General features: G+C 55.4%; 13 protein-coding genes. 6 read left to right on the top strand and 7 right to left on the bottom strand.

The features are described from left to right. Positions 1-10: 10 nt before the first annotated feature. Genes BEN74_RS09695 through BEN74_RS09685 form a run of 3 tightly spaced genes read right to left on the bottom strand, consistent with a single transcriptional unit; the run spans position 11 to position 3,666 of the window. Positions 11-1,423 (bottom strand): sigma-54-dependent transcriptional regulator, encoded by a 1,413-nt coding sequence (locus BEN74_RS09695; protein WP_068908105.1) that lies wholly within the window; start codon positions 1,421-1,423, stop codon positions 11-13. Positions 1,424-1,443: 20 nt separating this feature from the next. Then, positions 1,444-3,009 carry a sensor histidine kinase gene (locus tag BEN74_RS09690; protein WP_068908052.1) on the bottom strand — a complete coding sequence of 522 codons (1,566 nt, stop codon included), beginning with the start codon at positions 3,007-3,009 and terminating at the stop codon, positions 1,444-1,446. 21 nt (positions 3,010-3,030) lie between these two features. Then, positions 3,031-3,666, bottom strand: coding sequence for a response regulator (locus tag BEN74_RS09685; RefSeq protein WP_068908108.1), 636 nt, complete (start codon positions 3,664-3,666; stop codon positions 3,031-3,033). Between the two features lie 209 nt (positions 3,667-3,875). Here BEN74_RS09685 and BEN74_RS09680 point away from each other — a divergent pair, with 209 nt between their 5' ends. The 3 genes from BEN74_RS09680 to BEN74_RS09670 all read left to right on the top strand — a co-directional run bounded on the left by BEN74_RS09680 (position 3,876) and on the right by BEN74_RS09670 (position 6,511). Further along, positions 3,876-4,931, top strand: coding sequence for a serine hydrolase (locus BEN74_RS09680; RefSeq protein WP_162898167.1), 1,056 nt, complete (start codon positions 3,876-3,878; stop codon positions 4,929-4,931). Positions 4,932-5,083: 152 nt separating this feature from the next. After that, entirely contained in the window at positions 5,084-5,698 is a 615-nt protein-coding gene (locus BEN74_RS09675; protein ID WP_068908112.1) for a DUF6915 family protein, read from the top strand. A gap of 42 nt (positions 5,699-5,740) precedes the next feature. Further along, positions 5,741-6,511, top strand: coding sequence for a hypothetical protein (locus BEN74_RS09670; RefSeq protein ID WP_068908054.1), 771 nt, complete (start codon positions 5,741-5,743; stop codon positions 6,509-6,511). A 72-nt stretch (positions 6,512-6,583) separates the two neighbouring features. On the opposite strand, the gene thrC is transcribed toward BEN74_RS09670, so the two are convergent. From thrC to xerD, 4 genes are all read right to left on the bottom strand, one after another. After that, entirely contained in the window at positions 6,584-7,726 is a 1,143-nt protein-coding gene (gene thrC / locus BEN74_RS09665) for a threonine synthase (RefSeq protein WP_068908056.1), read from the bottom strand. Between the two features lie 62 nt (positions 7,727-7,788). Continuing rightward, on the bottom strand, positions 7,789-9,093 hold the full coding sequence (locus tag BEN74_RS09660) for a homoserine dehydrogenase (RefSeq protein WP_068908118.1): 1,305 nt from the start codon (positions 9,091-9,093) through the stop codon (positions 7,789-7,791). 124 nt (positions 9,094-9,217) lie between these two features. After that, positions 9,218-10,033, bottom strand: coding sequence for a DsbC family protein (locus BEN74_RS09655; protein ID WP_068908059.1), 816 nt, complete (start codon positions 10,031-10,033; stop codon positions 9,218-9,220). A 96-nt stretch (positions 10,034-10,129) separates the two neighbouring features. Beyond that, entirely contained in the window at positions 10,130-11,047 is a 918-nt protein-coding gene (xerD, locus tag BEN74_RS09650; RefSeq protein WP_068908061.1) for a site-specific tyrosine recombinase XerD, read from the bottom strand. A 175-nt stretch (positions 11,048-11,222) separates the two neighbouring features. Between xerD and BEN74_RS09645 the strand changes: the two genes are divergently transcribed. Genes BEN74_RS09645 through BEN74_RS09635 form a run of 3 tightly spaced genes read left to right on the top strand, consistent with a single transcriptional unit; the run spans position 11,223 to position 13,615 of the window. Continuing rightward, complete coding sequence (locus BEN74_RS09645; RefSeq protein WP_068908063.1) at positions 11,223-11,480, top strand: FeoA family protein; 258 nt, start codon at positions 11,223-11,225, stop codon at positions 11,478-11,480. Beyond that, positions 11,477-13,330, top strand: coding sequence for a ferrous iron transporter B (gene feoB / locus BEN74_RS09640; RefSeq protein ID WP_068908066.1), 1,854 nt, complete (start codon positions 11,477-11,479; stop codon positions 13,328-13,330). Before BEN74_RS09645 ends, feoB begins: the two co-directional genes overlap by 4 nt. A gap of 33 nt (positions 13,331-13,363) precedes the next feature. Beyond that, positions 13,364-13,615, top strand: a complete 252-nt coding sequence (locus BEN74_RS09635; RefSeq protein ID WP_068908069.1) for a DUF6587 family protein — start codon at positions 13,364-13,366, stop codon at positions 13,613-13,615. Positions 13,616-13,748 lie beyond the last annotated feature (133 nt).

Raw genomic sequence — 13,748 nt, 5'->3', positions numbered from 1 at the left:
GGCAGCGGCTTCAGGCTTCGTCGGCATCCAGCCCGAATTTCTTCAGGCGGTAGCGCAGCGAGCGGAAGGACATGCCGAGCTTTTTGGCCGCCACGGTGCGGTTCCAATGCGTCAGGTTCAGCGCATGCAGCAGAATGTCTTTTTCAATCTTTTCTAAATGCAGCTCCAGGCCTTCTTCCGGCAGCTTTCTGGCGCCCAGCGCCGGTTCAGCCGGAACCGCGCCCGCCGGCATTGGCGCAGCCGGCGCGAACGGCGCAGCGGCCTGGCGCAGCGGCGCGCTTTGCAGCTGCGGCAGGTCGATGCTGCCGTCATCGCTGAGGGTGATGGCGCGCTCAATAATATTGCGCAGTTCGCGCACATTGCCCGGATAATACTGCCCGGTCAGGAAGTCCTGCGCCCGCGCAGTGAGCTGCTTGGGCGGGATGTCCCATTCCGCGCTGATTTTCTGGATAAAATGCTGCGCCAGCAGCAGAATGTCGCTGCCGCGCTCGCGCAGCGGCGGCAGCACCAGATCCATGACATGAATGCGGAAAAACAGATCCTGGCGGAAGCGGCCTTGCTGCACCAGCGCTTCCAGATCCTGATGGCTGGCGCTGATCACGCGGAAATCCACATCGACTTCGGCGTCTGAGCCGACCGGGCGGATGCGCTTTTCCTGCACCGCACGCAGCAGCTTGACCTGCATGCTCAGCGGCAGTTCGGCAATTTCATCCAGAAACAGGCTGCCGCCGTGCGCGGACTGAATCAGGCCCTGCTTGTCCTGCGCTGCGCCGGTAAAGCTGCCTTTCTTATGGCCGAACAGTTCGCTTTCCATCAGTTCAGTCGGAATGGCGCCGCAGTTGATGGCGATAAAAGGCCCTTCGCTGCGGTTGCTGAGGCGGTGCACCAGATTGGCCACCACCTCTTTGCCGGTGCCGGATTCGCCGGTAATGAACACCGGCGCCTGCGAGCGGGCAATTTTTTTCAGGGTGATCCGCAGCTGCTGAATCGGCTGCGACTGCCCGATCAGCATTTTATGCTCCAGGCTGTTTTCCTGCGGCTGGCTGGATGCAGCCGGCTTGTTCAGCGCTTTCTGCAGCAGCTGTTCTAAATGCTTCGGATTCACCGGCTTGCTGACAAAATCAAAAGCCCCGGCTTTCAAGGCGGCGATCGCGATTTCCATGTTGCCGTAAGCGGTCAGCACGGCAACCGGCAAGCCTGCGCAATGCGCATTGATCCATTCCAGCAGCTGCAGGCCATTGCCGTCCGGCAGGTTCAAATCGGTCAGGCAGGCATCATACTGATGCCCGCTCAGGAATTTTTTCGCCTCATTGAGGCAGTGCGCGCTGTGGGTGTCTATGCCCATGCGCGCCAGTGACATCTGCATCAGCAGGCACAAGTCTTCTTCATCGTCTACCAGCAGTACCAGCGGCCGTTTTTCCACAATTTCACCCCAAAAAAAATTTAAAGCTCTGCGCGCTGGCATGTCAGCCGGAAGCAGGCTCCCCGTTGTTGTTCTGCATAAGTGAGCTGCGCCTGATTGGCTTCACAGAAGCTGCGCGCAAGGTATAATCCTAAACCAGTTCCGGTAATTTCGGTACTGAAAAAAGGCTGAAATAGCGATGCCTGATGCTGAACAGCAACGCCTTGGCCGAAATCGCGCACATCCAGCCGCATTTTCTGCTCATGCGGATAGATGTTCAGTTCAATATGCGGCGCTTCCGGGTCATTATGGCGCACCGCATTGCGGATTAAATTGATCAGCACCTGGCGCAGCTGCGCCTCATCAAAGTAAATGCAGCAGCCTTGCTGCATATGCAGCTGGATTTTATGCTGAATGTCCGCCAGATCTTCCTGCAGCAGCAGCGGAATAAAGTCATTCAGGCGCAGCAGCACGGCATGGGTTTCCTTATTCTTGACCATATTCAGGGTGTCCTGAATGATGCTGTCAATGCGCTTGGCCTGTTTGGAAATCATGCGGCTCAGCAGCTGCTGCTGTTCCGGCGCGCTGCCGGCGCTCAGGTCATTGGCCTGCACAATGGCGGCCAGCGGGTTGCGGATTTCATGGGCAATGCTGGCCGAAAGCTGGCCCAAAGCCGCCAGCTTCAGCTGCTGCACCTGCTGATTCAGCCTTTGCGCATCCTGCAGCACCAGCAGCGTCAGGGTCTGATGCGGCACATTCAGCTTCTGCACATGCACATGAATATGGTAGCGGCTCTGCTGTGATTCAAACTGGAATTTTTCGCCGTTCTGCAGCGCTTCAAATTTCAGCAGCTGAAACAGGTCCGGCTGGGCTTTGTACAGCGGGTATTTTTCGGCGCTGTAGGCCGGCGGCATGCCCAGCAGCACGCAGGCGGCCGGATTGCTCAGCACCACATGGCAGTTGTCATCCAGAACCAGATAGCCGGTCTCAATCTGCTCCAGAATGTAGCGGTTGATATTCTGCAGCCGGTTCAGCTCCAGCGACTGGGAAAAGTTCAGGTTTTCCAGAATCTGGAAGCGCCGCACCGCAATCTGGCCGCTGCCGTAAACCACAAAAAACAGGAAGGCCAGCAGCGCGCTGTTGCCGATATTCTTCAGCGAAGCAAAGTCTAAAATTGAACCCAGAAACAGCTGGTAAACAATGCTGATCACGGCCGCCAGCGTAATGATCAGGGCTTTCCGCGCATCCAGCAGCAGCGAGGCGGCGAAAATCGTGATCACAAACAGCAGGCTTAAATGCAGGTTCGGGCCGTCCAGCGCCAGCGCCAGCAGGCTGAGCGCGCTGACATCGGCAAAAAAAATCAGCACCAGCTGCCTGGGAACGGCCGCCTGGATTTTATTGAGGGCTAAATACTGCAGGCTAGTGATCACCACATAGGCCGTCAGCACGTACAGATACAGCTGCGGGTAGGGGTATTCAGGCGCCAGCTGGGTATAGGTGGCCAGAAAAATCAGCAGCAGGCAGAAGCTGATGATGAAGCGGTAAGCGCTGTACCAGCTGCCCAGATGATACTGATTTAATTCTGAATGGCTGGCGCGCTGATTCATATGGCCTGCATGCTGAAGAGGTTAGGGCTTGATCAGTCCGTAGCGGATCGCAAGGTGGGTCAGCTTGACATCGCTGTCGAGATTGAGCTTTTCAAAGATGCGGTAGCGGTAAGTATTGACGGTTTTGACGCTGACAAACAGCTTGTCGGCAATTTCCTGCGCGCTGATGCAGTTCACCACCATCATCGCCACCTGCATTTCGCGCTCAGACAGCGCATCAAAAGGCGACTGCTGGGTGTCGGACAAATACGAGCTGGCCAGCTGTTCGGCGATATCTGCGCTGAAATATTTTCCGCCCTGCATGACCTTGTTGATGGCGCGCACCATTTCAGCCACCGGCGCGCCTTTGGTAATATAGCCTTTGGCGCCGGCTTTCAGCAGCAGGGAAGGATAAGGCTCTTCGGCCAGGCCGCTGACCGCCAGCACTTTGGTTTCAGGCGCAGTCTGCAGCAGGCGCCGCGTGGTTTCCACGCCGCCGATGCCGGGCATGTTGACGTCCAGCAGCACCACATTCGGATGGTGCTGGCGGACCAGGGCAATGGCTTCCTCACCAGATTCAGCTTGACCAATAACCTGAACATCCGCGTGGTCTTCGAGCATTCGGCAAATACCCGTACGCACCAATTCATGGTCATCCACCACTAAAACTGTGATCACCTGCATTCTCCCTGTCTAAAAAACGTCTTTTTTGTTACATAAAGCAAAATAAGCTTGCAATGAAACAGCAAAATTAGCAATGCTATTCTTATCTTAAATGAAAAACTTGTTGGGCAATCCGCGCGCGGAAAATGCGCTCTATTGTGCAAATGTACGGCATATTAGAGGCAAGGCGCAAATTATTGCCCCCCTGAGTTGAGTGAACCATCGTGAAGAATTCAAATAAATCTTTAATGCGCGCACTGGGAATATCATTTTTATTCGGCATGAGCTCAATGAGTTTTGCCGAGATCATCATGAATCCCGGTTCGAATCAGGCGAGCCTCAGCTGGTCTTCTGAAGAAGCCAATCAGCTGCTGAACGGTGATGTGTCCGCTGCTGCATACAGCGAAAATGAACCTTCACCGCAAGGCTCGACCAAGGTCAGCACCTCAATCCGCAGCGCCAATGGCGCTGCGCTGTCTGCGCCGGCCAAAACCGTGCAGATTTTTGATACCAGCAGCTATTCGCACCAGCCATCGGTCAATGCCCGCGCGGCCTTGGTGATGGATGGCCAAACCGGCGAAGTGCTGTACAGCAAGAACAGCAATACCGCATTTCCCATCGCTTCCATCACCAAGCTGATGACGGCGGTGGTGATTGCGGATGCGCGCCTGAATATGTCGGAAAACATTACGCTGCAGCAGATTGATTTTGCCGGCGCAGGCGGCAAGAACTCCAGCTCGACTTTGCGCGCCGGCGATTCGATGAACCGCGCGGAAGCGCTGCTGTTTGCTTTAATGAAATCGGAGAATCCGGCAGCGGCGGCTTTGGCCCGCACCTATCCGGGCGGCCGCACAGCCTTTGTCGCAGCCATGAATGCCAAGGCCAAAGCGCTGGGCATGAACAGCAGCCGCTATGTTGAATCTTCAGGCCTGGACCCGCGCAATGTGTCTTCCGCGCGTGATTTAGGCATTCTGGTGAACTCGGCAGCGCAGTACGGCCTGATCCGCCAGTTCTCCACCACGCCAAGCTATGATTTCAATCTGGGCTACCGCGTGCTGAAATCCAGCAATACCAATGCGCTGGTGCGCAACGGCGGCTGGAATATCAATATTTCCAAAACCGGCTATATTAATGAGGCGGGGCGCTGCGTGGTGATGCATACCACCTTGAACAACCGTCCGGCGGTTGTGGTGCTTTTGGGCGCGGACACGTCAGCGGCCCGCACCAGCGATGCCACCCGATTGATGACTTGGGTAACGCAGCTGCCTAAGCGCATTTAAGCGCAGCGGTCTGAAAAAACTCTTCGATATGAAGAGTTTTTTTATGCCTGAATTAAAGCGGCGCAGCTTGTCGCGGATGAATAAATTCCAGTCGTTTTTCCGCTGGAAATAGGCTAATGTTAAGCCACAACAAAAATGACGGCATGGCGCTTATGAATGCAATGCAGCATGCGCGGATTTCCGCCAAGCGCTGGGGCGGCGAGCCCGAAGACTATTATGAAATACATGCATTTATTGACAGCACCAAAAGCCTGTGCAGCGATGCGCGGCACCGGATTCTGCATACCCTGTGGGGGGTGAATGTGGCGGTGATCCCTGTATTCGGGCACAGCCTGCAGAACAGCGCGGGCAAGTCGGTTGATGTCAAGGATCTGTGCGAGCGCGACCATCTGCTGGTGGACTACCAGCAGCGCTTTATTCCGACACTGAACGATTTTGTCAGCGCCATTGACATCAGGCTGCTGCCGCCGGACTTCGAGCGGCATGTGGAGCAGCTGCATCAGCATTATTCGCAGGATCCGGCCATATCGCAGCTGCTGCTTTCGCCGCTGGCGCTGACAGGCAAGCTGCATTCCCTGCTGCTGACCCATAACAGCTGGTTTATCGGCGACATTCTGCCGCGCCTGGGGCATCCGCTCCGGCTGCAGAATGTCGCCTGCAGCCCGGCCGATTTTTTCAACGCCATGCGCTTTGAACTGTGGATGGATAACGGGATGGCGATTCCAGCCAGCGCCCAGGCCCTGCAGCAGCGCAGGCAGGGCGCTTAACATTTAATTAACAGCGAACAACGACAAAAAAGGGGATTTTTGATGACAGTTTATGTAATCCGCGCCAAATACTTCGGCTATAACGATGAAGTGTTTTATGTTATGGGGAACCGGATTGCCAATGTTTTTGACAATCAGGCTGCCGCCGATGAGGCCTATAAGCGGCTTGAAATTCACAGCGCGCGCGATTTCGCCCTGCATGAAGTGGAGTCTTTATTTGACGCCAGTGAAAAAGAGCTGCAGGCTTTGGACGATTTTGTTTTTTCACGCTGCGGCGCGCATATTTATGAAAATGGCGAGCTTTCCCGCGATGAGCTGCCTGAAAGCCTGAGCGATGAAGACACTTTTGCATTTGTTCAGCGCGCTGAAATGCAGAAATTCCAGCTGGTGCAGTTTGAGCATGAAGCGAAGTTCTATGGCCTATGGTCTGTGAAGACGCAGCAGTGGGCTGAAGAGCATGATGAGTTTTTTGCCGGCCTGATCTATGCGGAAGATCCGGAACAGCTGAAAGGCAAAGTAGGGCATATTTTTGCGGACTACGGCCATTCGGAAATTGCCCTGCAGGGCTCATTCGAGGAGTTGTCAAGCCAGCCTGGGCTGCTGAAAGCGCTAGTCGCTGCGCAGGGCGGGCTGGGCTACGATGAACAGAAGCAGGCGCTGTACATTGGCGCCTGGGAAGATGAGGCTTTATATGCGGTCAACGCCCTGCTTAAGCAGCCGCTGTTCGAAATTAAGGAAATCGGGCTGGAAGAAATCCAGCGCCTTGAAAAAGAGCTGGCCAAACTGTACAGCTATGAGGAAGATTATGAATAGTCTTGCGCATGTGTTCTAGCCAAAAAAAACCAGCTGCCGAGGCAGCTGGTTTTTTTCATTTATGCAGCGCGGTTACTGCATATTGGACAGAATTGAGTCTTTGACCTGATCCATGGTTGCGTCAATTGACAGCATTACCGCGTCCTGGCACTGCTTGATGGCGGTGTCCGGGTCTTTCAGGCCGTTGCCGGTTACTGTGCAGACAATCACAGAACCTTCAGCAATTTTGCCGGCTTTAATGTCGCGGATTGCGCCGCCGACAGAAGCTGCCGAAGCCGGCTCTACGAATACGCCTTCGTACATCGACAGCAGGCGCTGCGCGTCCAGAATTTCAGCATCGGTCAGTTCATCAAACCAGCCTTTAGAGTCGCGCACCACGGCTTTGGCATGGTTCCAGCTTTGCGGGTTGCCGATGCGGATTGCGGTCGCTACGGTTTCCGGATTTGCCACTGGGCCGCCGCGCAGGAACGGCGCTGCGCCCGCTGCCTGATAGCCGGCCATGACTGGCAGGCCAGCCGGTTTAGGGCCGGTGAACTGATCTGTTTCAGCGTCATAAACCACCTGCTCAAACTGATCTTTAGGCTGGTTGGCGACCGCTTCGGTATAGCCCATCCAGTGCGCCGTGATGTTGCCGGCGTTGCCGACCGGAAGGCAGTGGTAGTCCGGCGCGCGGCCTAAAGCTTCGACGATTTCGTAAGCAATGGTTTTCTGGCCCTGCAGGCGGTAAGGGTTGATTGAGTTGACAATCGTCACCGGCGCCTGATCTGCGACTTCCTTCACCAGGCGCATGCCGTCGTCAAAGTTGCCGCGGATCTGCATGGTGATTGCGCCGTACATCATCGCCTGCGCCATTTTGCCCATGGCGATTTTGCCTTCCGGAATCAGCACAAAGGCTTTAATGCCGGCGCGGGCTGCATAGGCAGCGGCAGCGGCCGAGGTGTTGCCTGTAGACGCGCAGATGATGGCTTTAGAGCCTTCTTCAACCGCTTTGGTCACCGCCATAGTCATGCCGCGGTCTTTAAATGAGCCCGTCGGGTTCAAGCCCTCGTACTTCACATAAATTTCAACGTCTTTACCAATAATGCGCGGAATGTTCTCAAGCTTAATCAGCGGCGTGTTGCCTTCGCCTAAGGAAATTGCGCGGGTAGTTGCAGATACAGGTAAACGGTCGCGGTAACGGTCAACTAAACCAGTATAACGATTGGCATTCGACATGATGATGTTCCAATGGTGTGTAGAGCTTGGCGAGGGGGCGTTGCCGGCTCCCCTCGGCCCGGTTAATTATCCAGCGATTCTAAACGAATTCGCACAATCTCGCCATGAATGACCGGCAAGGCCTGAATTTGCGCGAGCGCTTCATCCATTTTTGATTCCACGACAGGGTCGGTCAGAATCACGATTGGAATAAGGTCTTTCAGGCGCGGCTGCTGCATGATGGCGTCAATGCTGATGCCGGCGCGGCTTAGAATTGTAGTGACATCGGCCAGAACGCCGGTTTGGTCTTCAGCGTTGATGCGGATGTAGTAGCCTGTGGTCATTTCTTCGCGCGGCAGGATCGGCAAGTCCGCCAAAGCTTCGAAAGCCAGCTGCGGAATGGTGCCTGCGCCGTCTTCGGTATAGGAGATGTCGCGGACAATATCCACCACATCGGCAATCACTGCGGAAGCGGTCGGGCCTGCGCCTGCGCCTGCGCCGTAGTACAGCGTCGGGCCGACGGCATTGGCCTGCACCAGCACCGCATTTTTTACGCCGTTGACATTGGCGATCAGCTGGTCTTCAGGGATCAGGGTCGGATGAACGCGCAGCTCAATGCCTTTGGCGGCGCGGCGCGCAATGCCGAGATGCTTGATGCGGAAGCCGAGATCTTCGGCGTATTTCACGTCCTGCGCGGCAATCTTGCTGATGCCTTCGGTGAAGACTTTGTCAAACTGCAGCGGAATGCCGAATGCGATCGATGCCAGCAGCGTCAGCTTGTGGGCTGCGTCAATGCCTTCGACGTCAAAAGTCGGATCAGCTTCGGCATAGCCCAGCTCCTGCGCTTCTTTCAGCACATCGGCAAAAGCGCGGCCTTTTTCACGCATTTCGGTCAGAATGAAGTTGCCTGTGCCGTTGATGATGCCGGCCAGCCAGTCAATGCGGTTGGCAGCCAGGCCTTCGCGCATGACTTTAATAATCGGGATGCCGCCGGCCACCGCCGCTTCATAGGCGATCTGCACCTTGTGGTCATCGGCCGCTTTGAACAGCTCGTTGCCGTGCTCCGCCAGCAGCGCCTTGTTGGCAGTAACCACCTGCTTGCCGTGCCTGATCGCTTCCATGATGACGTCATAAGCGGGATGAATGCCGCCCATGACTTCCACCACCACATCGACGTCCGGCTGACGCACAATCGACATCAAGTCAGCGCTCTGCTTTACCGATGCCGGAAGATCAAGGTCTGGACGCGGGCGGCGCGTGCCGACATGGGTAATTTGAATTTCACGACCGGTGCGACGTTTAATCTCAGCAGCATTTTCTTTTAATAGTTTAAGGGCACCACCACCCACAGTACCAAGACCGAGGATTGCCAGGCGAACTGGTTTCACGTCACACTCCATAATATTCATCAACTTTAAGCCAGCCTAGATCATAGCTAAAAAAATGCCATGACTCTAGGAGATTCACAACTTTATCGCTATCTATAAAAAACAGTAATTTAATCAATAAAAATTATTTATTTAAGCGTTCCAGCAAATCGCCAGGCTCCATGTAGCCGCCCAGGTAAACCCCGTCAGCGCTGTAGATGGCAGGCGTGCCGTTGACGCCGATATTCAGCCCCATTTCATACATGCTGCGCACCGGGTTCTTGCAGGATGCAGGCGCGATCTGTTCGCCGGCAATGCCTTTGCTGAAGGCTTCCTTGCGGTCGGCGCTGCACCAGATGGCTTCCATCATTGGAATATGCTGCTCGCCGCGCGGCCAGGCGATATAGCGCACTTCAACGCCTTTGCCGGTGATTTCATCCATATGCTCATGCAGCTTATGGCAGTAAGGGCAGCTGACGTCGGTAAACACATACACCACATGCTTGGTTTTGCCCTGCGCTTTGTAAATCAGCAGGTCTTCGGCTTTCAGCTGCTCAAAGATTTTCTTGTTGCTGGCGGCCTGCAGGTTCTGGCTGACGTTGTACAGCTCTTTGCCGCCCAGGCGCACGATTTCGCCCTGCAGGATGTATTTGCCGTCTGAAGTGGCATAGACCGAAGACATGCCGTCAAGGCTGACCCAGTACAGGTTCGGCACTTCGGTTGGCTTCACGTCAACAATTTTGGCGCTGATGTTGGCTTTTTTCAGGCCGTCCTGCAGCGTGGCGGTCAGGCGCTGCAGCGCATTGCGCTCAGAAAGGGTGGAGGCTTCTCCCGTTGCCGGCGCGCTGGCGGTCAGCGGCGCCTGTTTTTCTGCATCATTATTGGATTTGGAGCAGGCGCTGAGGCTCAGCCCGGCAGCAAGCGCGCATGCGGTAAAAATATGTGAACGGGTAAATCGCATAAACAACCCTTTTCTTTTAGCTTTATAAAACTGGTGGGTTAGCATAGCAAAAAAAAGCCGGGGCGATAAAACTTCTTAATCCGGGATTTAGCGCCGTTAAGCGCGCGGATGATGGGCGGCGTGCAGCTGCTGCATGCGCACCTGCGCCACATGGGTGTAAATTTGCGTGGTCGACAGGTCGCTGTGCCCCAGCAGCATCTGCACTACGCGCAAGTCCGCGCCGTGATTCAGCAAATGTGTGGCGAAGGCATGCCTTAAGGTGTGCGGCGACAGCTCCGCCTGGATGCCGGCCTGCAGCGCATAGCGCTTAATGGCGTACCAGAAGTTCTGCCGGCTCATGACCCCGCCGCGCTGGGTCAGGAAGAGGTAGTCGGTCGAGGTCTTATACAGGGCAGCGCGGCCTTCGGTTAAATATTTTTCAACCCATTCGCGGGCCATCTGCCCCAAAGGCACCAGGCGCTCTTTATTGCCTTTGCCGACAATGCGCAAATAGCCCTGCTTCAGGTTGATCAGCTCCAGGCGCAGGCTCAGCAGCTCCGTAACCCGCAGCCCGCAGGCGTACAGCACTTCCAGCATGGCGCGGTCGCGCAGGCCCAGCGCGGTGCTGATGTCCGGCGCATGAATCAGCGCTTCGACGTCCGCTTCGGACAGGTCCTTGGGCAGGGCGCGCCCCAGCTTTGGGGTTTTATGCGCGCTGACCGGGTTGTCGCTGCGCAGCTTCTGTTCGCGCAGGAATTTAAAGAAGGAGCGCAGCGCGGACAGCGCGCGGGCGATTGAGCGCGGGCTTTTGCCCTGCTTGGTCAGCGCCAGAAGCGCATCGGAAACGTCATCGCTGCCCCATGCCGGCAGGGGCTGGGCGCAGCATTCACTGCATTGAATTAAATCAGATAAATAGGCATTGCGCGTATGCGGGCTGACGGTCTGCGCAATCAGGTAGTCGCGGAAGCCCTGCAGGAAGCTCAGCTGTTCAGGAATGGCGACTGGGGCCGGGACACGGGGCTTTTTATTCAGCATGCAATCTTCAACTTTATCCGCTCAGCCCAGGGAAATTCAGGCTGAATGCAATGTAAATCAATTTGCCCGGCCTGTCGATGCGCAGGCGGGGAATGAGAATTGAAATCAAACCTGATTTGGTAATTATTCTCATTTGCCTGTATAATGTTTAATAAAAGTTTTTAGGATTAGGTGCGTGCGTTTATCTGATTTAAAAGTCAAGCAGTCAGCCATCATTCAAAAGGTGCACCGCATCCAGAATGGCCAAAACTCCCAGGCTGATATTGTGGCGAGCCGTTTGGAAACATTGGGCTTTATACCAGGTACAGAAGTGCAGGTGATTACCAAAGGCATTTTTGGCGGCGATCCGATTTTAATTCAAATCGGCTTTACCCGTTTCGCGCTGCGCAAAACCGAAGCTGAAAAAATAGAAATAGAAGGAGCACCGGCATGACTGAGGCGCTGCGTATTGCCCTAGTCGGTAATCCTAACTGCGGTAAAACATCATTATTCAACCATTTAACCGGCACGCGCCAAAAAGTGGCCAACTATGCCGGGGTCACGGTGGAGCGCAAAGTCGGCAGCTTCAGCCTGCCGTCCGGCAAAGCCGTGCGCGTGCTGGATCTGCCCGGCACCTACAGCCTGGACGCCACCAGTCCGGATGAAGCGATTACCCGCGACGTGGTGCAGGGAAAAATTGCTGATGAAGGCAGCCAGGACGCCTTCCTGTGCGTTGTTGACGCCACCAATTTAAAGCTCCATCTGGGCCTGGTTCTGGAAATGATTGCGCTGGGCCGTCCCATTCTGCTGGTGCTGAATATGATGGACGAAGCGCGCCGCCGCGGCATGCAGATCAATACCCAGAAACTCTCGGAGCGCCTCGGCATTCCGGTGGTGGAAACGGTTGCGGTGCGCAACTCAGGCATTGAAAATCTGATGAATGCGCTGGATCAGGGCAAGTATTCGGCGCCGCATACCGAACTCAGCGGCCTGACGGGCGATAGTCACCAGAAAGTTGCGGCCCTGCTGCATGATGTGGTGCATTTTGCCGATCAGGAAGACAAGCGCTCCGATTTTCTGGATAAGATTTTTCTGCATCCGGTGCTGGGTTTAGTCAGCCTTGCGCTGATGATGTTCGTGATCTTTCAGGCGGTATTTGCCTGGGCAGCGCCGTTTATGGACGGCATTGAAGGCTTCTTTGGCTGGCTGGGCGAATTTCTTGGCCCGCATATTTCGCATCCGCTCCTCAACAGCCTGATTGTGGACGGGATTATTGCCGGCGCCGGCGGCGTGGTGGTGTTCCTGCCGCAGATTCTGATTCTGTTCTTCTTTATTCTGGTTCTGGAAGAGTCGGGCTACCTGCCGCGCGCGGCTTTCCTGCTGGACAAGCTGATGTTTAAAGCTGGCCTCAGCGGGCGCGCCTTTATTCCGCTGCTGTCCAGCTTTGCCTGCGCTATTCCGGGCATTATGGCGACCCGCAGCATCAGTGATCCGCGCGACCGCTTGACCACGATTTTTGTCGCGCCGTTGATGACCTGCTCCGCGCGCCTGCCGGTGTATGCGCTGCTGATTGCGGCCTTTATTCCGGAAAAAATGGTCTGGGGCCTGTTCAACCTGCAGGGCTTGGTGCTGTTCGGCCTGTATATGGCGGGCATTCTCAGCGCGCTGGCGGTGTCCTTCGTGCTGAAATTCTTTCAGAAAGACAAATCCCAGCATATGCTGCTGATGGAATTGCCAAGCTACCGCTTTCCGGACGTGAAAAGCGTCTGGATTGGCCTGCTGGACCGCGCCAAGATTTTCTTAAAGCGCGTCGGTGGCATTATCTTCGCGCTGTCGATTCTGCTGTGGTTCCTGTGCACTTTCCCGCAGCCACCGGAAGGCGCCACGCTGCCGGCCATTGATTATTCCTTTGCCGGCATGCTGGGCCATGTAATGCAGCCGATTTTTGCCCCGCTGGGCTTCAACTGGCAGATCTGCATCGCGCTGATTCCCGCCATGGCTGCCCGTGAAGTGGTGGTGGCGGCGCTGGGCACGGTATATGCCTTGTCGGCAGCCGATGATGACGCGGTCGCGCAAGGCCTGTCCACCTTAATCAGCAGCGGAGACTTGGGCTGGTCCTTCGCGACCGGGCTGTCGCTGCTGGTATGGTTTATTTATGCGCCGCACTGCCTGGCTACGCTGGCCACCGTGAAGCGTGAAACCGGCTCATGGAAAACTGTGGGCTTTATGACCGTGTACCTGTTCGGCTTGGCGTATTTGATGTCTTTCCTGACCTATCAAATTGCTTCGCATTATTTCGGCTGATTTTTCCGCGAAGCCGCAAAAGAGGAGACTGCAATGATTGAAATTCTAATAGTGGCTGCGCTGGTGATCTGGAGCGCTGCCGTGGTGTTTAAGAAAGTATTTCCGAAAACAGCGGCTTCAGTCTTTACGGTGCTTTCAGAGGCCTGCGCCAGACAGGGCTGGACGGCTTTGGCCAAATGGCTGAAGCCGTCTGCCGCGGCCGGCTGCGGCGGGGGCTGCGGCTGCGCGGTTTCTGACAATGCTGCCGAAAAAAAGCCTGAAGTTCAGGCGGTGAAGTGGAAATAAAATCCGCTGCCGGAGAAAAACTGCAAACCGTCATTTTTATGACGGTTTTTTTACGCGCTGACACAAAAAAACCGCCAGAAAGTCAAAACTGAAAAAGCATTCAAAACAGCAAAGTGCTAACATTTTGTCAGTT

It is taken from the genome of Acinetobacter sp. WCHAc010034 (assembly GCF_001696615.3).
Lineage (GTDB): Bacteria > Pseudomonadota > Gammaproteobacteria > Pseudomonadales > Moraxellaceae > Acinetobacter.
Note: the sequence above shows the minus strand (reverse complement) of the source record. Positions and strands in the feature narration are given on the sequence as shown.